Raw genomic sequence first — 22718 nt, forward strand, 5'->3', positions numbered from 1 at the left:
AAAGGGCTGGAATATTCGTACACGATCCGGGGCAACGAGATGTTTGTCAGCCGGAAAGAAAAGTCGGTCACGCGTGCAAGCATCCTGGTGGCGTATAAAAAAGCGCAGGAGCTTGGCTGCGTGACCGGACCAAAGCAGCTGGGAGTGTTTGGGGCAAGCTATCTGTATCCGGTGTTCCTGAGCTGGGGATTATCTGCGCCAGTGCTGGTTGATTTCCGCACCGAAAAACAGGATGCAGATGCAGGCGTACAGCCACAGCATCAGGATCACGACGGCGGTCAAGCTGCCGTACATATAAGAATAATTACTGAAATGGTTGAAGTAGATGGAAAATCCGTAGGAACATCCGATCCATCCGACGGTGGAAATCAGCGCACCGGGAAGCTGGAGACGGATATCCTGCCGTTCATAGGGCAGCCAGGTGTACAGCGCGACGAAAAAGAGCGTCAGCAGCGCCAGCGCAAGAAACGTCCGGAGACTAATCAGGCAGGAAACGAATCTGTCCAGCATCGGAAAGTAACGGAATAGCAGGCGCTGCAGGGAGGAACCGAACACCATCAGAACCAGGGAGAAAATGCACATCAGGAGAAAAACGATGGTATAGCCAGAGTTGATGATACGTCCTAAAAGGTAATTTCTGCGCTTGCGGCAGCCGATGATCCGGTTTAAGCCGCGCTCGATCCCAAGCATGCCGCGGGCAGCCGACCAGATGGTTGCCACGGTGGTAACCGAGAGCAGGGCGGCCGGGGATACAGTCTGGATGTCCTGGATTACCGATTCAATCAGCGGGTGGATGCTGGAGGGAAGAAGCTGTGTCATCACGTGCATCAGATCCTCCGGGCTGACGGCGGGGATGAGCTGGATCAGCGTCAGCAGAATCATGATAAAAGGTGCGGCAGAGAGAACGATAAAAAAAGAAGCCTGGGCGGCGTACACCGTGACTTCGTCTTTAATGAAATCGTTGTAAATCCGTTTACAGTTCAGGAGAAAAGAAAGCATGAAAAACCTCGCTTGATTTATGTTATTAAGAAAATATCCGTAACTGGCTCATTTCCCTTTGAAAAATGGCTGACGATAGGTGAATGCCATTTCAGTGTTGTTAAAAGTATATTATCATGAGGTCGAAAAAATAGCAACGGATTTGCCTGTCTTGACGAAAACACCGGTTTCCCGTATGATAACAGGATAGAAATGATTCGGGTCTGCAGGGCATAAGGATGGCAGTGATGCGGACAGCAGCAAAAATCAGCCGGCAGCCAATTGGAAAATGGGACATGGGAGGAAACAAAATGATCGCAATCACAGCATGTGCGGCGGCACTGGCAGCCGTGACAGTGGGGCTTTTGCTCCGCTCGGAATATGAAAAAAAACATTTTGTGACCGACCAGTATGAGATAGAGAGTCCGAAGCTGCCGGATGGCGCTGCGTTCCGCTGCGTATTTTTGTCGGATCTGCATGATAATGTGTATGGAACGGACAATGAGCCGCTGGTGGCGGCGATCCGCACATTCAAGCCGGATGCGGTGCTGATCGGCGGCGATATGATGGTCTGTAAGGGAAAAGGTGATTTAACCGTCACGGTATCGCTTCTGGAAAAATTGACCTCCTTTGTGCCGGTTTACTATGCGAACGGAAATCATGAGGAGCGGATGAATCGGGAGCGGGATGTGTACGGAGATTTGTATGATCGGTTCCAGATGGAATTAAAACGTCTGGGGGTTCATTATTTGTCGGATCGGAGCGAGGAGATCAATCCGTGGATCCGGGTGACTGGGTGCAATTTGCGGGAGATATATTATAAGCATCATTTCACGGTGCCGGAACTGCCGATGGAAGAGCTTTCAGAGCGGGTTGGAACTGCGGCAGAGAAGACGTGTTTTCAACAGATGAAAGAATCGTTTTTTCCTGACTTGGCGGAAAAGGAGCGGGAAGCCGGACATGAAATGTATGAGATATTATTATTTCATTCTCCCCTCTTTTTTGAGACCTGCCGGAAATGGGGCGCGGATCTGACGCTTTGCGGACATTTCCACGGCGGAACCATCCGGATCCCGGGGCTGGGAGGCGTGATGACGCCGCAGTACCAGTTTTTCCTGCCATGGTGCGCCGGACGGTTTGATGCGGACGGAAAGACGATGATCGTCAGCCGGGGGCTTGGGACGCATTCGATCAATGTGCGGCTGAATGACCGGCCAGAGCTGGTTTGTGTGACGTTGCGGGGAAAACAATAGAGAGATTCTGGTTATTGTACACGGGTAGGCACTTTTGGAACCGAAAGTGCCGTAAGAAAACGTGGTGGCAGCAGGAATAACTCTTCGGCACAGGTGGATGTATACGGAATTTGGTATATGATTGTAGAAAAAGCTGGCTAAAAGAAGGAGTTCGGAAAGAATGGAAATTTCCTATAAATTAGATAATTTTGAAGGACCGTTGGACCTGTTGCTTCATCTGATTGAAAAGAATAAAGTAAGTATCTACGATATTCCGATCGTCCTGATTACGGAGCAGTATCTGGAATATGTTAATCAGATGGATCATGAGGATCTGGATGTGGTCAGCGATTTTCTGGTGATGGCGGCGACGCTTCTGGACATCAAATCGCGGATGCTCCTTCCGAAGGTGGAAAAAGAAGAGGAAGAAGACGAGGAAGATCCGCGCGCCGAGCTGGTGCGCCGGCTGTTGGAATATAAGATGTATAAATATATGGCGCAGGAGCTGGAAGAGCGGGAGCAGGAGGCAGAGCTTCTCTTTTTTAAGGAACCGACGATTCCCCGGGAGGTGGCGAAATATGAAGAACCGCTGGATCTGGACAAGCTTCTGGATGGTCTGACGCTGGCAAAGCTGCAGAAAGTGTTTGACGCGGTCATGAAGCGGAATGCCAATAAGCTTGACCCGGTGCGAAGCCGGTTCAGTACGATCCGCAGGGAACCGATCAGCCTGGAGCAGAAGGTAAGGTCGGTGCTTTCTTATGCGCGGGAACACCGTCATTTTAAATTCAGCGATGTGCTGGAGAGGGAATCCGATCGCCTGGAGATAGTCGTGGCGTTTCTGGCAGTGCTGGAGCTGATGAAGATGGGACGGATTCATCTGGTGCAGGAAAAATTGTTTGATGAGATGCAGCTCGATACGGTGGATGTGGATGAAACGGAAGGCGAGGCAGAGCTGGAACTTTCGACGGAGGAAGGAGAAGAGTATGCCAGAATTAGATGAAAAACGCGAGGAAGCCATCGTGGAATCGGTTCTCTTTACAATGGGAAAATCGGTTGAGCTGCGCCAGCTTGCGGCGGCGCTCGGGACGGATACAGAGCGCGCGGAAGCGGCGGTCAGACGATTACAGAGCCGTTATGAGGCAGAAAAGCGGGGCATGCAGATCACGCAGCTGGAGGACAGTTGGCAGATGGCGACCCGCGCGGAATATTATGAGAATCTGATCCGGGTGGCAGCGACGCCGAAGAAGCAGATTTTAACGGATGTTGTGCTTGAGACACTCTCGATCATTGCTTATAAACAGCCGATCACGAAGCTTGAGATTGAAAAGATCCGCGGGGTTAAATCGGATCACGCGGTCAATAAACTGATTGAGTACAATCTCGTTTACGAGGTAGGGCGTTTGGATGTGCCGGGACGTCCGGCATTGTTTGCGACGACGGAGGAATTTTTGCGCCGGTTTGGAGTCGGATCGACGAAAGAACTGCCGGAACCGGCACCGGGACGAATCGACGAGTTCCGCATGGAGGCGGAGGAAGAGCTGAAGTTTGAGGGGAAACTGCCGGAAGAGGCAGAGAAGGAAATGAAATATTAACGTTTTCTTAACAATATTCATTCAATTCTGACATTAACAGATTCTTAACATCATATTTCTGTATTTTCTTGTAACTTTTTGTAGCCAACGTGGAAAATGAGGTCAACACAAACAAACAAGCAGCTCTTTCAAATCGCTACATAAATGAAAGAAGCCAGCAAAACAAAAGGGGGAATTGTTTATGTTGACACTTGAGCTTGATATGTATCAGGCGTGTGCTCTTGGCGCACTGGTCTACTGTCTGGGAAGATTGCTTGTACAAAAGCTGCCCTTCCTGAGCAAGTATTGTATACCGGCTCCGGTTGCGGGCGGTGTCGTATTTGCATTCGCTCATCTGGCGTTGTATGCAACAGGAGTTCTGGAGCTTTCCTTTGATACAACCTTACAGAGCGTATTTATGACGATCTTCTTCTGCAGCGTCGGTTTTACCGCCTGCTTCCGTCTGTTAAAGAAGGGCGGCGTTCAGGTATTTATGTTCCTGGCGCTGGCAGTTGGTATCTGTATCGTGCAGGATGCAGTCGGCAGCGGTCTGGCAGCAGCGTTTGGTCTGAATCCGCTTCTCGGCTTATGTATGGGTTCTATGCCGTTAGTTGGAGGTCACGGAACGAGTGGTTCCTTCGGACCGCTTCTGGAGCAGGAATACGCAGTTGTAGGCGCAACTACAGTTGCCTTGGCATCCGCTACATATGGTCTGGTATCCGGCAGTATGATGGGTGGTCCTATCGCCCGTGCCCGTGTTGAGAAACACCATCTGAAATCAACCGCAGCCGAGGAAGGCAATGCAGTTGACGAAGTAGCATCGCCGATCGACGGTCAGAAATTCACCACCGCGGCTGTATTCCTTGCAGTTGCAATCGGTGTTGGTACCTTCATTTTCGCGTTCTTTAAGAGCATTGGTCTTACATTCCCGACTTACATCGGTGCGATGCTGGCAGCAGCCGCTATCCGTAACATCTGGGATGTACAGCACAAAGATCTTCCGATGGAAGAAGTTGACGCACTGGGCGGTCTGTCCTTGAACCTGTTCTTAGCGATGGCAATGATGAGCCTGAAGCTGTGGCAGTTAGCAGCTCTGGCGCTTCCGATGATTGTTATCCTGTTAGTTCAGACGGTTGTTATGTTCCTGTATGCAAACTTCCTTGTATTCAACATCATGGGCCGTGATTACGAGCAGCTGCAATGACCACCGCATTCTGTGGTTTCGGTATGGGCGCAACCCCGAACGCAATGGCAAATATGAGAGCACTGGTAGAGCGCTATGGTCCGGCTCCGCGTGCATTCTTCATCGTACCGTTAGTAGGAAGCTTATTCGTAGACTTCTTTAACTCCATGGTACTGACTACTTTCATGAACCTCTTATAATTTGATGGCTGGTTCAGCAAAGTATCCATTTAAAATATCCCGATATTGAAGTAGCTCCAACCTATTTCCTTCCCGGCGGTTCTGGATTTCCAGGCCGCCGGGATTTTTCGCGTGCAACGAGCGAAAGTCTGTGCCTGCACGAATTAATACTTTCGGAAAACGCGCGCGTGTGGTATTATAGAGAAACTGGAAAGTTGAAAAATATTTTTCGGGGAGGTGCTTTGTGAAAAACAAACTTGCAAGGCAGCCATTACCAGATAAAATGTGACATAAGAAAGGATTTCATACAGATATGAACAGCATGAACATAAAGATCAAATATTTCACAGACGCCATTGACCGCCTCGCCTACATTGACGGCAAATCTGACTGGATCGACCTGCGTGCGGCGCGTGAGGTGGTGCTGAAAAAGGGTGATTTTGCCCTGATTCCGCTTGGCGTGGCGATGGAGCTGCCGAAGGGCTATGAGGCGCATGTAGTTCCGCGCAGCAGTACCTTTAAAAATTTCGGCATCATCCAGACCAATCATATGGGTGTGATCGATGAGAGCTACTGCGGGGACAATGATCAGTGGCATTTTCCGGCATATGCGCTGCGTGATACAGTGATCCATGTCAATGACCGCATCTGCCAGTTCCGCATCATGGAGCATCAGCCGAAGATCGTATTTGAGGAGACGGAGAAGCTTGACAATAAAGATCGCGGCGGGATCGGAAGTACGGGAAAGAATTAATAAAAAGGTTTGGTAAAAAATGAAGCAGATAAAGAGGTTAAAACGAGAAAAAGTAAGTCTTTTTCTGGCGGCAGCGGTGCTTTCACTGGGCATCCTTTCCGGCTGCGGCGGTGAATCGAAGGAAGCGAAAGAGGCGCGTATGACCGGAATCGAGCAGTTAAATGCAGGTAATTATCAGGATGCGATTGATTCGTTTGGAAAAGCGCTGGATGAGAGCGATGGGATCGTCAATTCTTTTGAGCTGGATGTTTTAAAATACCGCGGCGAGGCAGAATACAAACTGGCGGATTATAAGGCGGCAACGCAGACCTATGGAATTCTGGCGGAGGTAGACGGCGGAAAAGCGGAATACCTCTATTATAAAGCGGCATCGGAGGCAGCAGCCGGACAGGCGGAGGATGCCGAAAAGGATTTTGCGGCAGCGGAGGAAAAGGCGAAGAACAGCAAAAAGAGCAGCGCCGCGGCTCCGGGTGTGAGTCTGGCGTTTACGGCGCTTGCGTCGGCGGCGCGGGATGCCGGGGATAGTGAGCTCGCAGCCCAGTACTGCAATCAGGCGATCGAGCGCGGCGTGTCGGGGCCGGAGATTTATAATCAGCTTGCGATCAGTGAAATGGAGGCTGGCGATTATGAGAGCGCGATGTCCCATTATGAGGAGGCGCTTTCGCTGGCGGACAGTGAGACGGCGCTGGTAATCCGGCAGAATATTGCGGTTCTCTATGAGAAAGAGGGCGATTTTGCGAAGGCGCTGGAACAGTTTAAGGAGTGCCAGGCAGCCGGTGCGGACACACCGGAGGTGCAGAAGGAAATCCGTTTTCTGGAAAGCCGGTAAATATTGGAGGTAATATGGCAGAATTGTTCGATATGAAAGAACTGGAGGAGCGCGTCATTCTGGTGGCGGTCAGCACCTCTGATGAAGATGATACGGAGGTGTCCTTGGATGAGCTGGAGGAGCTGGCGGATACCGCCGGAGCGACGGCGATCGGGCGTCTGGTGCAGAACCGGGAGAAGATTCATCCAGGCACCTATCTGGGCAGTGGAAAGATCGGGGAACTGCGGGAGATGGTCTGGGAAATGGGCGCAACCGGCGTGATCTGCGACGATGAACTGTCCCCGGCACAGCTTCGCAATCTGGAATCGGCGCTGGATACGAAGGTAATGGACCGGACGATGGTCATTCTCGATATTTTCGCGGCGCATGCGACGACGAGCGAGGGAAAAATCCAGGTTGAGCTGGCACAGCTGCGTTACCGCGCAGCGCGCCTGGTCGGTCTGCGCAGTTCCCTGTCCCGTCTGGGCGGCGGTATCGGTACGAGAGGACCGGGTGAAAAGAAGCTGGAGATGGACCGCCGTCTGATTCATGAGCGGATCGGGCAGCTAAAGTCGGAACTGGAAGATGTCAAACGCCACCGCGAGGTGACGAGAAAACAGCGCGACCGGAAATATACGCTGTCGGCGGCGATCGTCGGCTACACGAATGCCGGTAAGTCAACGCTTTTAAACACCCTGACGGGTGCAGGAATCCTGGCACAGGATAAACTGTTTGCGACGCTGGATCCGACGACGCGTGGATTAAAGCTGGCGAGCGGACAGGAGATCCTGCTGACAGATACGGTCGGATTCATCCGCAAACTGCCGCACCATCTGATCGAGGCGTTCAAGAGTACGCTGGAGGAGGCACGTTATAGCGATATTGTCCTCCATGTGGTCGATGCGTCGAATCCGCAGATGGACACGCAGATGTATGTCGTATATGATACGTTGCGTCAGCTGGAGATCGGCGATAAGACGGTGGTAACAGTCTTTAACAAGATGGATCAGGTGGAGCAGCCGGAGACGCTGAAAGATCTGCATTCTGATTATCAGGTGCAGATTTCCGCGAAGACGGGCGCGGGGCTGGATGAGCTGAAGGATATTCTGGAAATGATTCTGCGAAACCGCAAGATTTATCTGGAAAAGGTATTTTCCTACCAGGAGGCTGGACGCATCCAGACGATCCGCAAATACGGTCAGCTTTTAAAAGAAGAGTACCGGGAAGATGGCATTTACGTGGAGGCGTATGTGCCGACGGAGCTCTACGCAGGGCTGATGCGCTAACAGGCAGATGATAGGTTACTGTGTTACGGTTCACGCATACGTGCCCAGTAACGGAATTTGCCGTGGCTTCGCATTTCAATACGGCAAATTCCTGCTGCCACCACGTTTTCTTACGGCACTTTTGAAACTGCCGGGAATTGACTTTTTATTTTAAATTTGTTAGAATGTAGCATATTTATGGCTGTACAGAATGCTGGAAGGCAGATGCGTACAGATCCATACGGTAAAGAGGTGTGCGGGGAAAAACCGTATGCCTCTTCTTCATGTTTTGGCGGATGCTAAGAAGTTGTTAAGATGAAGAGAAAAGAGATGACAGGGCGCAGGCTGTTTGTGTCGGATAGAATGACCGCACAAGTTTTCAGACATCTGGGATAAAGGAGTTAGAAGATACAGAATGGAACAGAAGGGACAAAACAGACAGGAACAGATTCTCGTCGGAATTGACGTTGGCTCAACGACGACGAAGGTGGCAGTGATGGAGGCGGCAACGGGGAAAGTCCTGTTTTCGGACTATACACGCCATCACTCGGATCAGCTTCAGAGTGTGTCGAGAGCTGTAAAATTGGTGAAAGAGACGCTTGCGGGGCGGTCATTTCTGACGGCGATGACCGGTTCGGGCGCAAAGCACCTCTCGGAAGAGCTGGGGATCCCTTATGTACAGGAGGTAGTGGCGAACTCGATCGCCTTGAAAGCCATGTACGGGGAAATCGGAACGGCGATCGAGCTGGGTGGACAGGATGCGAAGATTATCTTTTTCCAGAGGGATAAACGGACGGGCGAGCTGCAGGTCGCAGATATGCGGATGAACGGCAGCTGTGCTGGCGGTACAGGTGCGTTTGTGGATGAGATTGCTTCTCTTCTTAAGACACCGGTTGAGGAATTTGACGCGCTGGCGGCACAGGGAACAACCGTATATGATATATCCGGACGGTGCGGCGTGTACGCCAAGACCGACATCCAGCCTCTTTTAAATCAGGGGGTGAAAAAATCAGATTTGGCGCTTTCCTCCTTCCATGCGATTGCCAAACAGACGATCGGCGGTCTGGCACAGGGACTTTCGATCGAGAAGCCGGTTGTCTTTGAGGGCGGTCCGCTGACCTTTAACCGGACGCTGGTGCGCGTGTTTGCTGAACGTCTGGACCTTCGGCCGGAGGAAATTTTAAGTCCGGACGGCCGGAACTTCTGATTGCCTGCGGTGCGGCGCGTGCGGCAGTGAAGCTTTTTTCGAAGGAAGAGGCGCTCGCCACGGCAGACGGACTGTTAGATCGGATCGAGAAGGTGCGTGCGGCGCGCGAGGAAGCAAAGAAACAAAGTGAAGCCGGAAATGGCGATGAGATGGCGGAGGGCACGTTCCGTTCCCGTCCATTTTTTGCCGATCAGGCGGCGCAGACGGAATTTCAGGAGAGACACAGACGTCCGGAACGAAAAACAGTATATCCGCAGTCAGGCAGTACGCTGCGGGCATATCTGGGTATTGATTCGGGCAGTACGACGACAAAATTTGTCCTGTTAGATGAGAATGAGGAACTTCTGGATTCCTTTTATGCGCCGAATCAAGGCGATCCGCTGACGGTGGCAAAGAAAGCATTGATTGCGATGCGGGAAAAGTATGCGTCCCACGGCGTGCGGCTGGAGATTTTGGCAGCCGGGACGACCGGTTATGGAGAAATGCTGTTTTCACGTGCATTTTCGGCCGAGACACACGCGGTTGAGACGGTGGCACATGCGCGTGCGGCGGCAAAATACACGCCGGATGCGACGTTTCTTCTGGACATCGGCGGTCAGGATATGAAGGCAATCTGGCTGGACAATGGCGTTATCACAAATATTGTCGTGAATGAAGCCTGCTCATCCGGCTGTGGGTCGTTTTTGGAAAATTTTGCATCCTCCTGCATATTCCGGCGCGGGAGATTGCTGAAAAGGCATTTTCTTCGCAGCATCCGGCTGCGCTCGGAAGCCGCTGTACCGTCTTTATGACGAGCAGTATCGTGACGGAGCAGAGAAATGGAAAGCTGCCGGAGGACATCATGGCGGGGCTGTGCCGTTCGATCATTGAAAATGTATTTACAAAGGTTATCCGTGTGTCGAACCTGGATTCTCTGGGAAAGAGGATTGTCGTACAGGGCGGAACGTTTGAAAATGATGCGGTTCTCTGTGCGCTGGAACAGTATGTCGGCCGCCCGGTGATCCGGGCGCGTATCCGGGCATTATGGGGGCGATCGGTGCGGCGCTTTTAGCGAAGGAAGAAGCACAGAGCCGGAAACAGCCGCATTTTATTGGTTTGGATCAAATGGAGTCCCTGACCTGGCAGCAGGAGGCGAATGTGCCGTGTCCGTTCTGTATGAACCATTGTCAGCGTGCGGTGGTGCGGTTTTCGAATGGAACCTCATGGATCACGAACAACCGTTGTGAGCGGGGCGAGATTCTTGGCGATCCGAAGGATGTGAAGGTGCGCGAGCGACTGAAAATAGCGTCAGAAACCCGGAATAAAGTGCCAAATCTCTATAAATTGCGGGAAGAACTCCTGTTTGCAGATTATCTGGATCAAGCGGAAGAAGGGGATGCATCGTCTGCAAAAAGTCATTCAGAGCGGGCAGCCGCTAAGACTGGTCTTGTGCCGAATGCTGTGTCTGATACTGTGCGGCGAAATATAACCATCGGTCTGCCGCGCGTCCTTGCTTTCTGGGATACGATGCCGTTCTGGACGACGTTCTGGCGTTTTTTGGGCTTTGAGATTCAGATTTCATCCCCGAGCACGCACAAGATGTTTGAGGAAGGCTTAAGCGCGGTAACTTCAGATACCGTCTGCTTTCCGGCAAAACTGGTGCACGGGCATATCCGCGATCTGGTAAAGAAGAAAGTGGATCGTATTTTTATGCCGTCGATTGCGGCGATCGGATCGGAAAATACGGAATCAACGAGCGAGTCCATGTGTGCAGTCGTGAAGGGATATCCGCTTGTGATCCGCAACTCGGATTCTCCGGAGAAACAGTGGGGCATTCCGTTTGATGCACCGTTATTTTACTGGTACAGGGAGGAAGATAAAGAACGTCAGCTTATTACATATATGGAACAGACATTTTCCATCCAGCCGTCGGAAACGAAAAAGGCGGTTCTTGCAGGAAATGATGCGATGCGGCAGTTTGGGAGCCGCCTGAAAGAGGCGGGAGCGAAGGTTCTGGAAGAGGTGGAAAAAGAGGGGCGCTATGCGGTGGTGCTGGCGTCAAGACCGTATCAGAATGATGCGCTTGTCAACCACAGCCTGCCGGAGCTTTTGACCGAGTTCGGCGTTCCGGTTCTGACGGCAGATTCTGTTCCGGGCATTGAAAATGTGGATTTAAGCCACAGCCGTCTGGATGTCGTAAACAATTACCACGCGCGGATGCTGGCGTCCGCGGTTCTGGCGGCACAGAGCCAGAATCTGGAATATGTCCAGTTTGTAAGCTTTGGATGCGGGCATGACGCATATTTGTCGGATGAGATCCAGCGTATGATGCGGGAAATCTCCGGAAAATCACCGCTGATCCTGAAACTTGACGAGAGCGAGGTACAGGGACCGCTGCGGATCCGGGTGCGTTCCTTCCTGGAGACGATCAACATGCGGCGGAAGAAGCGGGAGATGGCGGAGAGGCTGCAAAACCAGCCTGGAACAAGCCGACAGGAGAATGCGGGCGGCGGAAATGAATGCGGGACGGCTGCGCTGGGACCAGACATTCAAAAATCCTGGCAGGTTCACGAACTTTCGGATCCATATTCGGTTAAATTTGAGGTGGAAGACCGCAAGAAGCGCACGGTTCTGGTCCCGAACACCTCCCACGCGTTCTGCCGGATTATGTCGGCGGCGTTGAAGACACAGGGAATCCGGGCAGTTCCGCTGGCGGTCGGCAGGGAAGAGGCGATCCGCCTCGGAAAGCAGTATGTCCACAACGATATCTGTTTCCCGGCGCAGATTGTCATCGGCGAGGCGCTGGCAGCACTTCGGAGTGGTCAGTATGTGCCATCTGAGACGGCGATCGGTATGGGAAAATACATCGGTGACTGCCGCCTGACCCATTACAGTGCGCTGCTTCGCAAGGCGCTTAACGACGCCGGCTACCCGGAGGTGGCGATTCTGACGAATGATGACGTCGATTATCATGATCTGCATCCGGGCTTCCGGATGAACCTTATGTCGGCGATCCGTCTGGCGGGAGCGCTTCCGATGATCGATATTCTGGAAGAGCTGCTTCGCAAGATCCGCCCGTATGAGAAGGTTTCCGGAAGCAGCGATCAGGCATTTGACGAGGCGATGGATTTCGTCGTGGATGGTCTGGAGCAGCATGGGTTTTCAGGCGCTCTGCGAGGCTTTAAAAAGGCGATTCAGCGGATGAATGCGATCGAATATGACCGGAGCCAGCCGCGCCCGCGCGTCCTGATCATCGGCGAGTATCTCCTCAATTTCCATCCGGGCGCGAATCATGAGATTGAGCGCTACCTGGAGAAAAATGGATTTGAGATTATCGAGGCGCGGATGACGGATGTTATCCGGAAAACGTATTTCTGCCAGGATGAGCAGATTCGGACGTATCATCTGAAAAAGCCGTTTGTCAAGAAAAACTGGTATCATGTGGCGAACCGGGTATTTGACGCTGCGCACGCGGCAGCGGATCGGATAGCGAAACAGCATCCGCTCTATACGCCTGTCTGCCGCCTGCCGGAACTGGTAAAGGAAAGTGACCCGATCATCCCGCACACCTTTGATGCGGGCGAGGGCGTGCTGATTCCGGGCGAGATCCTGCACCATGCGGCGCATGGCTGCCGGGCATTTGTGATTTTACAGCCATTTGGCTGTCTGCCAAACCATGTGGTAGGACGCGGCATCGTAAAAAAAATGCGGGAAATGTACCCGGACGCCCAGATCCTGCCGCTTGACTACGATCCGGATGTGAGCTTTGCCAATCTGGAAAACCGCCTGCAGATGCTGATTATGAATGTGAAAGAAAGAAGCGTGGACACGGTTGCCCTGCCGGACGTGGGGCAGAGAAGCCCCGTGGAGACTATGAATAGAAAACAGAAAAACGCCGATAATAAAAAGCAGAAAGTTTCCTGATTTCGGGTTAGACAAAAATAGAAATCACATAAGCCCACGCGGCGGAAAGGGACAGGCTATGAAACATCTGGAAATTGAAAAGGTGATTGGACGGGAGATTGTTGATTCGAGAGGAAATCCAACAGTGGAGGCGGAAGTTTATCTATCAGACGGAAGCATAGGACGCGGCGCGGCACCGAGCGGTGCATCGACAGGTGAATTTGAGGCTCTGGAGCTGCGCGACGGCGACAAGTCGCGTTTTGGCGGAAAGGGCGTACAAAAAGCAGTCCAGAATGTGAATACCGTGATTGCAGAAGTATTAAAGGGCATGGATCCGGCGGACGTCTATGCGGTTGATAAAGCGATGATCGAGGCGGACGGAACCAAGGATAAATCCAAGCTGGGCGCGAATGCGATCCTGGCGGCTTCGATCGCGAGCGCACGGGCGGCAGCCAATGCGTATGGTCTTCCGCTGTACCGTTTTCTCGGCGGCGTATCTGGAAACCGTCTTCCGGTCCCGATGATGAACATTTTAAACGGCGGCGCGCATGCGGCAAATACTGTCGATGTACAGGAATTTATGATTATGCCGGTTGGCGCGGAGAGCTTTTGCGAGGGACTCCGCTGGTGTACCGAGGTGTTCCATGCGCTGGCAGCATTGCTTAAAGAGCGCGGACTGGCAACCTCCGTCGGCGATGAGGGCGGTTTTGCACCGGATCTGGGAAGTGACGAAGAAGCAATCCAGTGCATCTTAGAGGCAGTGGAGAGAGCCGGATATAAGCCGGGCGAGGATTTTGTCCTGGCGATGGATGCGGCATCCAGCGAGTGGAAGAGCGGCAGGAAGGGCGAATATCTGCTTCCGAAGAATGGCAAACACTTCACCTCCGAGGAGCTGATCGCACACTGGAAACAGCTCTGCGGGAAATACCCGATCGCCTCCATCGAGGATGGTCTGGACGAGGAGGATTGGGAAGGCTGGCAGAAGATGACCGCAGAACTCGGCGGACAGGTGCAGCTGGTCGGCGACGATCTGTTTGTAACAAATACCGAACGCCTGGAAAAAGGTATCCGTCTCGGCTGCGGCAATTCGATCCTGATTAAGCTGAACCAGATTGGATCCGTCTCCGAGACACTGGAGGCAATCAAGATGGCACATAAGGCAGGTTACACGGCGATTGTATCCCACCGTTCCGGCGAGACCGAGGATACGACGATCGCAGATCTGGCGGTCGCATTGAATACCTGCCAGATCAAGACGGGCGCACCGAGCCGGAGTGAGCGCGTGGCAAAATACAACCAGCTTCTGCGGATTGAGGAAGAGCTGGGAACCGGCGCACAGTATCCGGGGAAGGAGGCATTTAATAAAAATTAAGTTGTCTTTTTTGCGAGATATCGTGCAGACAAGCAATCTGTTACATTGCATGAAATGTGTGAATTGTTCCGAAAACGAATGCATTTCCTCAGAAACAGACAAAAATCATCTGGGGAAATGCCGGATGGCGTCGAAACAAAGGAAAATAGAATACAACTTTGAAAAGGAATGCGTTTTACCGTACAACCAGGACGGAGAGAAACGTATTCCTTTTTGTTTTGCATAAGACCGAAAAAAGGAATATTGCTAAAAGTTTGACAATATTTTAAAAAATAATCGTTTTTATACGAAATTTATTGACAAAACAGTGGGAATGATTGTAAAATAACTGTAAAGCAAATATGAAAAAAGGATTTATTTTTTTTGAACGAATGGAAAAACGTTTTACCAAAGGAATGGTCCGGCGGATAACGTATTTCACATAAAAAGGAGGATGAAAGAATGAGAAAGAGAACATTAAGCATTGTACTTGCAGCAGCAATGTGTGCCAGCTTAACAGCCTGCGGCGGTGGCGGAAGTACTGCTGAGACAACGGCAGCTGACAGCAGCAATACCGAGACAAAGGCAGCCGACGCTTCAGAGAAATCTGACAAACCGCTTCGTGTGTGTGTTGTCTACACCGGCAACTTAGGTGATAAGAGCTACAATGACTCCTGCAACATGGGTGCACAGAAAGCAGTTGAGGATTTCGGCATCGAGCTTAAGAGCCTTGAGGGTACCACTGCTGAAGAGTGGAAAGCAAACCTACTTCAGGCTTGTGATGACGGCTACGATTTAATCATCGGTGCTTCTTCCAACATCGCAGATTATATCACTGAGAATGCATCCAGTTATCCGGATACCAAGTTTGCAGTTATCGATACAACCGTTGATCTGCCGAACGTTGAGTCCATCAGCTTTGCTCAGAATGAGGGCTCCTTCCTGGCAGGTGCGGCAGCAGCTATGTTCACCACCAAGACCGATATCCCGAATGTCAATGAAGATCATATCATCGGCTGGGTAGGCGGTATGGATATTCCGGTACTTCATGACTTCTATACAGGTTATGAGCAGGGCGCGAAGTATATCGATCCGGATATCAAGATTCTTCAGGCTTTTGCAGGAAGCTGGACGGATCCGTTAAAGGGTAAAGAGCTGACGTTAGCACAGTATGAGCAGGGTGCTGATATTGTCATGAACGTAGCATCCGGTACCGGTGTTGGTATTCTGGAAGGTGCAAAAGAAGCTGACAAATACGCAATCGGCGTTGACTTAAACCAGGATTCCGATCAGCCTGGACATGTTCTTACTTCCATGGTTAAGAGAGTTGATAATGCTTGCTATCTGGTTATCCAGTCTGCAGTAGAGGGAACTTTTGAGGGCGGCACAACCAAATATCTGGCATTGAAGGACGGCGGTGTCAGCCTGACCGATTTCTCTGTTATCAAAGAATCTCTGGGCGACAAATTCCCGCAGGATATCGTTGATAAGTGTGATGAGCTTGCCGAGAAGATCAAATCCGGCGAGATCGTAGTTGAAAACTATGAAGGATTTGGCCCACAGGCATAATTGATAAAGACAAGGCCGGGAGCGAGTGAAACCTGGCGGCGAAGGGGGATCTGAATTCTTTCAGGTTCCCCTTCATTTTCAACAAAATGTTTTTTCTTGGAAAGAGCCGTCAGGCATTTCCGGACGAGAGGGTGATCGAATGAACGAATACGTAGTGGAGATGAAAGGAATTGTCAAAAATTTCGGGCAGGTTCAGGCGGTAAAGCATGGTGAATTTACTCTGAAAAAGGGCGAGATCCATTCACTGATTGGTGAAAATGGAGCTGGTAAATCCACCATGATGAAGCTTCTGTACGGCATGTATCCCATTGACGAGGGCGAGATTATCGTCAAAGGTGAACCGATGGGAGCCATCACACCGAAGCTTGCAATTGAGCACGGTGTCGGCATGGTCCATCAGGAATTTATGCTGGTGAATGAGCTGACGGTTCTGGAGAATATTATTCTGGGATTTGAACCGAAAAAGGGATTGACAATTGACTTTGACAAGGCAAGAAAAGAAGTTAAAAAGTATATTGAACAGTATCATATGGACGTGCAGCTGGATAAAAAGGTAAGCCAGATTTCAGTAGGTGAGGCGCAGCGTGTGGAGATTATCAAGACATTGATGCGAGGTGCTGATATCATCATTCTGGATGAGCCTACAGCGGTTCTGACCCCTCAGGAGGCGGAACGTCTGTTTGAAATCCTGAATAATCTGAAACAGGATGGAAAATCCCTTGTCTTTATTTCTCATAAGCTGAATGAGGTTATGGCAATATCAGACCGCATCTCTGTGATGCGTCAGGGACAATATATGGGCACTGTTAATAAAGAGGAAACCTCTCCGCTGGATCTGACCAAACGAATGATCGGACGTGAAGTATTCTTAAACATTGATAAGGCTTATTCTGAGGTGGGAGATACGATTCTGGAGGTTCAGGATGTGTGGATTCCCAGTCAGAAGGAGACATCGAAGATCCGGGGCATGTCCCTGCATGTCAAGACCGGCGAGATTGTCGGCGTGGCAGGTATCGATGGAAATGGACAGAGTGAGCTGGTTGAGGCGATCACCGGACTCCGCAAGGTAGAGAAAGGCAAGATCCTTCTTTGTGGTAAGGATATTACGAATCAGAGTCCGAGAAAAGTAAGGGAGAGCGGTCTTTCCCATATTCCGGAGGACCGAAATACAAGAGGTCTGAACCGTGCCATGACCATTGAGGAAAATCTGATTGCAGTTCGGCTGGATCAGCCTCCCTTTACCAAGGGCATCATGATGAATAAATCGGGACAGGATGCCTATGCAAAGGAGATGGTAGAGCAGTTTGATATCCGCCCGGCGGATTATAATCTTCCTACATCCTCCTTATCCGGCGGCAATGCACAGAAGGTAGTAGTAGCCCGGGAGGTATCTCTTGGCAATAAGCTTCTGGTAGCATCCCAGCCTACCAGAGGTGTAGATATCGGTGCCATCGAACTGATTCGAAACACCCTGGAAAAGGCGAAAAAGGCAGGCGCCGGTGTTCTGTTGGTTTCGGCAGAGCTGGAGGAGATTATCTCCCTTTCGGATCGTATCGTAGTTATCCATGAAGGTAAAATTACCGGCGAGATGAGGGCCGACGAGGCCAATGAAAACAATCTGGGTCTGCTTATGATGGGCGGTACAGACACAGGGAAGGACGGTGAAGCAGCAGTATGAATCAGACATTAAATGGTATTCGAAGGATTCTTATTACGATACTCGTTGCGATGGGTGTCGGTGCGCTGTTTATCATAGCCATCGGGGAAAATCCCATTGATGCATATGCGGCGCTGTTCCGCGGTGCTTTTGACGGAAAGCTCCGTCTGGGCACAACCTTGGCAGGATTTACTCCGCTGCTGCTGACATCCATTGCCTTTGCAGTTGCAGCGAAAGCAGGTGCTTTTAACGTAGGTGTTGAGGGCGAGGTTTTCTTGGGCGGTATCACAGCTGCTTATATTGGCATTAACTGGACCTTCCTTCCGAAGCCGGCTCTGTATGTGGCCTGTTTTGTAGGCGCTATGGCGGTAGCAGCTGCCTGGGCCTTTATTCCGGCGGTTCTGCGTGCCTATTATAATGTAAATGAAGTATGTACCACCATTTTGATGAACACGGTAGCCCTTTATATTACATCTTATCTGGTCAGCGGACCTATGAGTGCGGGTACTGCTAACGCTCAGTCCCTGCCGGTTACGGTAAGGCTGTATCAGTTTATGAAACCCAGCAGTGTTAACGTAGGTATTTTCATCGCGGCCATCACCGTGATTGTGATTATTTTTATGCTTCAGAAGAGCAGCTGGGGCTATAAGATTCGTACCGTTGGCCTGAATCCGACTCATGCGGATTATGTGGGAATTGATTCTAAGAAGGTGTTTATCGGTGCCATGATGCTTTCTGGTATGTTGGGCGGCATGGCAGGATGCATCGAGGTTCTGGGTGTTCATGGATATTTCCTGAACAACTTTGCAACCGGACTTGGAAGCAATGGTATGCTGGCAGCTCTGATTGTAAAGAACAACATGGTTTCGACTCCATTTATGGCATTTTTCCTGGCAGTTTTAAAATCGGGCGCTATGGGAATGCAGCAGTCAACCGGTGTGCCGAAATCACTGGTTGATACCATTACAGCAGTTTTCATTATCATAGCGACCATGGAGACTGCATTCCAGTTTACAAAGAAACGTAAAAAGAAAACGGAGGGGAAGAAGGAGGATAAGGCATGAATGCGATAATGCAGAATTTTGATAAAATCTTTAATGCGTCGCTGATTTATGCAACGTTTCGTTCAGCGACTCCGATCATCTTTGCCGCTCTTTGTGCGGCAATCACCCAGCAGGCCAATATCTTAAATATCGGTACTGAGGGTATCATGCTGGTAGGTGCTTTTACAGCAGTAGCGGTCAGCTACTTTACCGGAAGCTGGCTGTTAGGTATCATCGCGGCGATGATCGCGGGTGCTGTGATTGCGATGATCATGCGGTCGGTCACATCCGTTATAACTCTGAGATCTGTGCGATCGGTATGGGTATCAACTTGCTGGCGCTGGCGCTCACAAAATTCATGGTAAATGCGATCTTCCACAGCACCGGCAGTTTTTCCAGCCCGGACATCAAAGCAATTCCGCGTGTGTCGCTCGGATTTTTAGACAATCTGCCGGTGGTTGGCGACCTGTTTAACAACTGGTGTGTGACCGAGTGGTTTGCCATCGTTCTGATTATTCTGCTTCAGTTCTTCTTTTATAAGACTGTATGGGGACTGCGTCTGCGTGCGGTGGGGCAGTTTCCGGAAGCAGCCAAGACGGCAGGTATCAAGGTAAATGCAATCAAATATCAGGCGATGCTGCTTTCTGGTCTCATCGGTGGTCTGGCAGGTGCACATCTTTCCCTGGGATACAGTACCCAGTTTATCGAGAACATGACCAATAACCGTGGTTTCATGGGCGTTGCAGCCATGTATTTCGGCGGCGCGAACCCGGTTCTGACCACACTGGGCTGTCTGCTCTTTGGATTTTCAGATTCCGTCGGTGCCCGTCTCCAGGCATATGGCATTCCATCCCAGTTCGTTCTGATGATGCCGTATATCGTGACCATTGCGGTACTGGCAATTTCCATGATTGCGAAGATTTCAACCAACAAGAAGAGAGAATCTTCCCTGCATGTGGGAAGCTGATGATGAAGAAAGATAAAACACTATAAGGAGGACATAATCAGATGGAAAAGACAAAAATTATTCTTGACTGCGATCCGGGACATGATGACGCGGTCGCGATCACGCTGGCGGCGAACAGTGACAAGATCGATCTGTTAGGTATTACAGTCGTAGCAGGCAACCAGACGCTGGAGAAAACGCAGATTAATGCGAGAAATGTGTGCCAGTGGCTCGGTGTGGATGTGCCAGTGTATGCGGGCTGCGGACAGCCGATGGTGCGTGAAAAAATGATAGCGGGCGATATCCACGGTGAAACAGGGCTGGATGGTCCGGTTTTCCCGCCGCTGACAAAAGAATTAGAGAAAGAGCATGCAGTCAATTTCATCATCAAAACCCTGATGGAGTCCGACGGCGATATCACGATGGTGACAACCGGTCCGATGACCAATCTGGCGATGGCGATGCGGATGGAACCGGCGATTATTCCGAAGATCAAACAGATCGTCCTGATGGGAGGCGCGTATACCAATGGTAACGTAACTCCAGCAGCAGAGTTCAATATCATCGCCGATGCGGATGCAGCATATGTATGCTTTACCAGCGGACGCCCAATCACGATGATGGGTCTGGATGTTACCCGCAAGGTACTGTGCTATCCGGAGATCGTTGACCGGATGGAGAAGATAGGCAATAAGGCATCCAAGCTCTTTGCGGATCTGATGCGCTTCTTCTGCAAGACCCAGAAAGAGGTATTTGGCTGGGAAGGCGGACCTCTGCACGATCCGGTTACGATCGCATGGCTGATTGATCCGAGCGTTGTGACCCTGAAACCGATGCATGTGGACATTGACATCCGCAGCGTCCAGTCCTACGGACGTACTAACTGCGATTTCTTCGGTTACGGCGGACAGGAGCCGACTGCAAACGTAGCGATCGATATCGATGCGGCGAAGTTCTGGGATATCGTTGAGGCAGGGCTGAGAAGATACAGCGAGGCATAGTTCATAATACTTGTGTTCGGAGGCAGATATAGATGAGAGACCTGAAAGAAGTTTTAGAGCAGAACAAAGAGAAATATATCGAAGAACTCAAGAATCTGGTGGGAATTGATACTCATGACTTAGGGCACGGAATCGACGGTGGTCTGGAGAAACAGGGACAGGAGTATATGGTAAACCTGTTTGAATCGATGGGAGCCGACGAGATCACGGTGGATCCGATGGATGAGGCTGTGATTCAGGAAAGCTACAAAAAGCATCAGGAAGGAAACCTGGGGCACAACCAGACCGACCGTGCCAATGTCTATGCGACATTTAAAGGAAAACAGGGCGGAAAAAGCCTGTTATTTAACGGTCATATTGACGTTATGCCGGCGGAGATGGAAGACGGCTGGACGAACCCGCCGTTTGAGCCGGTAATTCGGGATGGCAAGATGTACGGACGCGGCTGCACGGATATGAAGGGCGGTCTGATGGCATCGGTGATGGCGGTAAAGCTTTTGCAGGATGCCGGGTATGAGCTGCCGGGCGATGTGACAATTACCTCCGTGTGTGACGAGGAAGGCGGAGGCAATGGCTCGATCCAGGCGGTAATGCGCGGTCTGAAAGCCGACGGCGTTGTCAACTGCGAGCCGACCGACGATACCCTGATTCTGGCGCATATGGGCTGGGTATTCTTTAAGGTTGATTTTGAAGGAAAAGCGTGCCATTCCGGTGCAAAAGCCGAGGGCGTCAGCGCGATCGAGAAGGCGATCAAAGTAATTCAGGGGTTAAATGAGATGGAGCACCGCTGGCTTCTGACGATCCGCCACCGCCTGCTTCCGCCGCCGAGCTTAAATATCGGCGTGATCGAGGGTGGAACCGCCGGTTCTACCGTGCCGGGCGAGTGCAGTTTTTCTACCTGCGTCCACTATGTTCCGACCCTGATGAATCAGGATATGGTTGTAAAGGAATTTACAGAGGTCGTTGAGCGGATCAGCCGTTCCGACGCGTGGATGGAGGCACATCCGCCGAAGATTTCCATTTACCAGACCGGACACGGGTTTGAGATGGAGGAGGATCATCCGCTGGTAGACACCTTTAAGGAGGCGTACAGTGAGGCACTTTCGCGCAACGTGAAGGTGGAAGGATCCCATTTTGGCTGTGATTCCCGCCTGTGGCGCAACATTGCCGGATGCCCGACGATCCAGTACGGACCGGGTGAGGGCGCACAGTGCCATACCGTGGATGAGTGGCTGAAGCTCGATTCCTATCTGGAAGCGATTCTGGTGTATGCGAAACTGATTTTGGCGTGGGGAAAAAATAAATGAGAAAAGGAGATATGATCATGAGCAAGAAAGTATTACTGGCAGGCGAGTCCTGGATGAGCTATACCACCCATGTAAAGGGCTTTGACGCGTTTTATACCTCTACCTATGAGACAGGAGAGAAATGGCTGAAAGCTGCATTGGAGGCAGGCGGCTACGAAGTAACCTTCCTTCCAAACCATCTGGCAAATGAAGAATTTCCATTTACAATGGAAGAACTGAAACAGTATGATCTGGTAATTCTGTCCGATATTGGAGCGAACACCCTGCTTCTGCCGGGTGCTACGTTTAACCGCAGTGAGAAAATGCCGAACCGCTGCAATCTGATCCGCGACTATGTCAACGATGGCGGCGCTCTTCTGATGGTCGGCGGCTATCTGACCTTCTCCGGCGTGGATGCAAAGGGCAAATGGCATGACACAGCCGTACAGGAGGTTCTTCCAGTTGAGGTTCTGACGGTCGATGATCGTATGGAACACTGCGAGGGTGTAAAACCGGTAACCGTGGGCGAGCATGAAGCTTTAAAGGGCATTCCGACCGACTGGCCGGAGGTTCTCGGTTACAATAAGGTAATCGCAAAACCGGAGGCAGAGGTTCCGGTTACTGTAGAGGGCGATCCGTTTATCGCGTTTGCTTCTTATGGAAAAGGGCGCAGCGGTGTTGTCACAACCGACTGTGCACCGCACTGGGCACCGCCGGAATTCTGTGAGTGGGAATACTACAATAAATTGTGGCAGAATATCGCAGACTGGCTGATTCAGAAATAAGATAGCAGGAAAAAGGAGAGC

At 51.1% G+C, this 22718-nt stretch carries 18 protein-coding genes and 2 pseudogenes; 19 read left to right on the top strand and 1 reads right to left on the bottom strand.

From position 1 onward, the window contains the following. Positions 1-189: 189 nt before the first annotated feature. Positions 190-999, bottom strand: coding sequence for a YihY/virulence factor BrkB family protein (locus DWZ16_RS05240; RefSeq protein WP_107001577.1), 810 nt, complete (start codon positions 997-999; stop codon positions 190-192). Positions 1000-1289: 290 nt separating this feature from the next. Here DWZ16_RS05240 and DWZ16_RS05245 point away from each other — a divergent pair, with 290 nt between their 5' ends. From DWZ16_RS05245 to DWZ16_RS05340, 19 genes and pseudogenes are all read left to right on the top strand, one after another. Continuing rightward, positions 1290-2231, top strand: coding sequence for a metallophosphoesterase (locus tag DWZ16_RS05245; protein ID WP_107001671.1), 942 nt, complete (start codon positions 1290-1292; stop codon positions 2229-2231). 160 nt (positions 2232-2391) lie between these two features. Beyond that, positions 2392-3210, top strand: a complete 819-nt coding sequence (locus tag DWZ16_RS05250; protein ID WP_107001576.1) for a segregation and condensation protein A — start codon at positions 2392-2394, stop codon at positions 3208-3210. Further along, positions 3194-3802 carry an SMC-Scp complex subunit ScpB gene (gene scpB / locus DWZ16_RS05255; RefSeq protein ID WP_118467432.1) on the top strand — a complete coding sequence of 203 codons (609 nt, stop codon included), beginning with the start codon at positions 3194-3196 and terminating at the stop codon, positions 3800-3802. The genes DWZ16_RS05250 and scpB overlap by 17 nt, the downstream gene beginning before the upstream one ends. Positions 3803-4004: 202 nt before the next feature. Beyond that, positions 4005-5164: pseudogene (gltS, locus tag DWZ16_RS05260) on the top strand (sodium/glutamate symporter). A 301-nt stretch (positions 5165-5465) separates the two neighbouring features. Beyond that, positions 5466-5897, top strand: coding sequence for a dUTP diphosphatase (locus tag DWZ16_RS05265; protein WP_117795742.1), 432 nt, complete (start codon positions 5466-5468; stop codon positions 5895-5897). A 19-nt stretch (positions 5898-5916) separates the two neighbouring features. Continuing rightward, complete coding sequence (locus DWZ16_RS05270; protein WP_118522406.1) at positions 5917-6726, top strand: tetratricopeptide repeat protein; 810 nt, start codon at positions 5917-5919, stop codon at positions 6724-6726. 14 nt (positions 6727-6740) lie between these two features. Next, positions 6741-7991, top strand: coding sequence for a GTPase HflX (gene hflX, locus DWZ16_RS05275; protein ID WP_118522407.1), 1251 nt, complete (start codon positions 6741-6743; stop codon positions 7989-7991). A 394-nt stretch (positions 7992-8385) separates the two neighbouring features. Beyond that, the gene (locus DWZ16_RS15990) at positions 8386-9177 is read left to right on the top strand and encodes a BadF/BadG/BcrA/BcrD ATPase family protein (protein ID WP_118522408.1); all 792 of its coding nucleotides are present in this window, start codon (positions 8386-8388) and stop codon (positions 9175-9177) included. A 26-nt stretch (positions 9178-9203) separates the two neighbouring features. After that, entirely contained in the window at positions 9204-9968 is a 765-nt protein-coding gene (locus DWZ16_RS16615; protein ID WP_118522409.1) for a BadF/BadG/BcrA/BcrD ATPase family protein, read from the top strand. Continuing rightward, positions 9902-10228 carry a BadF/BadG/BcrA/BcrD ATPase family protein gene (locus DWZ16_RS16620; protein ID WP_412694292.1) on the top strand — a complete coding sequence of 109 codons (327 nt, stop codon included), beginning with the start codon at positions 9902-9904 and terminating at the stop codon, positions 10226-10228. The genes DWZ16_RS16615 and DWZ16_RS16620 overlap by 67 nt, the downstream gene beginning before the upstream one ends. Next, complete coding sequence (locus DWZ16_RS16000; protein ID WP_118522411.1) at positions 10201-13080, top strand: acyl-CoA dehydratase activase-related protein; 2880 nt, start codon at positions 10201-10203, stop codon at positions 13078-13080. The genes DWZ16_RS16620 and DWZ16_RS16000 overlap by 28 nt, the downstream gene beginning before the upstream one ends. A 58-nt stretch (positions 13081-13138) precedes the next feature. Further along, positions 13139-14431 carry a phosphopyruvate hydratase gene (gene eno, locus DWZ16_RS05300; RefSeq protein ID WP_118522412.1) on the top strand — a complete coding sequence of 431 codons (1293 nt, stop codon included), beginning with the start codon at positions 13139-13141 and terminating at the stop codon, positions 14429-14431. 441 nt (positions 14432-14872) lie between these two features. Next, the gene (locus DWZ16_RS05310) at positions 14873-15979 is read left to right on the top strand and encodes a BMP family lipoprotein (RefSeq protein ID WP_107001569.1); all 1107 of its coding nucleotides are present in this window, start codon (positions 14873-14875) and stop codon (positions 15977-15979) included. Between the two features lie 139 nt (positions 15980-16118). Then, positions 16119-17657 (top strand): ABC transporter ATP-binding protein, encoded by a 1539-nt coding sequence (locus DWZ16_RS05315; RefSeq protein ID WP_118522414.1) that lies wholly within the window; start codon positions 16119-16121, stop codon positions 17655-17657. Continuing rightward, entirely contained in the window at positions 17654-18700 is a 1047-nt protein-coding gene (locus tag DWZ16_RS05320) for an ABC transporter permease (protein WP_118522415.1), read from the top strand. The genes DWZ16_RS05315 and DWZ16_RS05320 overlap by 4 nt, the downstream gene beginning before the upstream one ends. Before the next feature lie 8 nt (positions 18701-18708). Continuing rightward, positions 18709-19646 (top strand): annotated as a pseudogene (locus DWZ16_RS05325) (ABC transporter permease). A gap of 41 nt (positions 19647-19687) precedes the next feature. Further along, the gene (locus DWZ16_RS05330; protein ID WP_022359767.1) at positions 19688-20626 is read left to right on the top strand and encodes a nucleoside hydrolase; all 939 of its coding nucleotides are present in this window, start codon (positions 19688-19690) and stop codon (positions 20624-20626) included. A 32-nt stretch (positions 20627-20658) separates the two neighbouring features. Beyond that, positions 20659-21933 carry a M20 family metallopeptidase gene (locus tag DWZ16_RS05335; RefSeq protein WP_117795130.1) on the top strand — a complete coding sequence of 425 codons (1275 nt, stop codon included), beginning with the start codon at positions 20659-20661 and terminating at the stop codon, positions 21931-21933. A gap of 17 nt (positions 21934-21950) precedes the next feature. After that, on the top strand, positions 21951-22697 hold the full coding sequence (locus tag DWZ16_RS05340) for a glutamine amidotransferase (RefSeq protein WP_107001564.1): 747 nt from the start codon (positions 21951-21953) through the stop codon (positions 22695-22697). The last annotated feature ends 21 nt before the right edge of the window (positions 22698-22718 follow it).

This window comes from Clostridium sp. AF29-8BH (genome assembly GCF_003478145.1).
Taxonomy (GTDB): domain Bacteria; phylum Bacillota; class Clostridia; order Lachnospirales; family Lachnospiraceae; genus Otoolea; species Otoolea fessa.

Coding starts and splice junctions, on each gene's coding strand:
- DWZ16_RS05240 (WP_107001577.1), bottom strand. CDS start 999: ATGCTTTCTTTTCTCCTGAACTGTAAACGGATTTACAACGATTTCATT.
- DWZ16_RS05320 (WP_118522415.1), top strand. CDS start 17,654: ATGAATCAGACATTAAATGGTATTCGAAGGATTCTTATTACGATACTC.
- DWZ16_RS05335 (WP_117795130.1), top strand. CDS start 20,659: ATGAGAGACCTGAAAGAAGTTTTAGAGCAGAACAAAGAGAAATATATC.
- DWZ16_RS05315 (WP_118522414.1), top strand. CDS start 16,119: ATGAACGAATACGTAGTGGAGATGAAAGGAATTGTCAAAAATTTCGGG.
- hflX (WP_118522407.1), top strand. CDS start 6,741: ATGGCAGAATTGTTCGATATGAAAGAACTGGAGGAGCGCGTCATTCTG.
- DWZ16_RS05340 (WP_107001564.1), top strand. CDS start 21,951: ATGAGCAAGAAAGTATTACTGGCAGGCGAGTCCTGGATGAGCTATACC.
- DWZ16_RS05330 (WP_022359767.1), top strand. CDS start 19,688: ATGGAAAAGACAAAAATTATTCTTGACTGCGATCCGGGACATGATGAC.
- DWZ16_RS05250 (WP_107001576.1), top strand. CDS start 2,392: ATGGAAATTTCCTATAAATTAGATAATTTTGAAGGACCGTTGGACCTG.
- DWZ16_RS05265 (WP_117795742.1), top strand. CDS start 5,466: ATGAACATAAAGATCAAATATTTCACAGACGCCATTGACCGCCTCGCC.
- DWZ16_RS05245 (WP_107001671.1), top strand. CDS start 1,290: ATGATCGCAATCACAGCATGTGCGGCGGCACTGGCAGCCGTGACAGTG.
- scpB (WP_118467432.1), top strand. CDS start 3,194: ATGCCAGAATTAGATGAAAAACGCGAGGAAGCCATCGTGGAATCGGTT.
- DWZ16_RS16000 (WP_118522411.1), top strand. CDS start 10,201: ATGGGGGCGATCGGTGCGGCGCTTTTAGCGAAGGAAGAAGCACAGAGC.
- DWZ16_RS05270 (WP_118522406.1), top strand. CDS start 5,917: ATGAAGCAGATAAAGAGGTTAAAACGAGAAAAAGTAAGTCTTTTTCTG.
- DWZ16_RS05310 (WP_107001569.1), top strand. CDS start 14,873: ATGAGAAAGAGAACATTAAGCATTGTACTTGCAGCAGCAATGTGTGCC.
- DWZ16_RS15990 (WP_118522408.1), top strand. CDS start 8,386: ATGGAACAGAAGGGACAAAACAGACAGGAACAGATTCTCGTCGGAATT.
- eno (WP_118522412.1), top strand. CDS start 13,139: ATGAAACATCTGGAAATTGAAAAGGTGATTGGACGGGAGATTGTTGAT.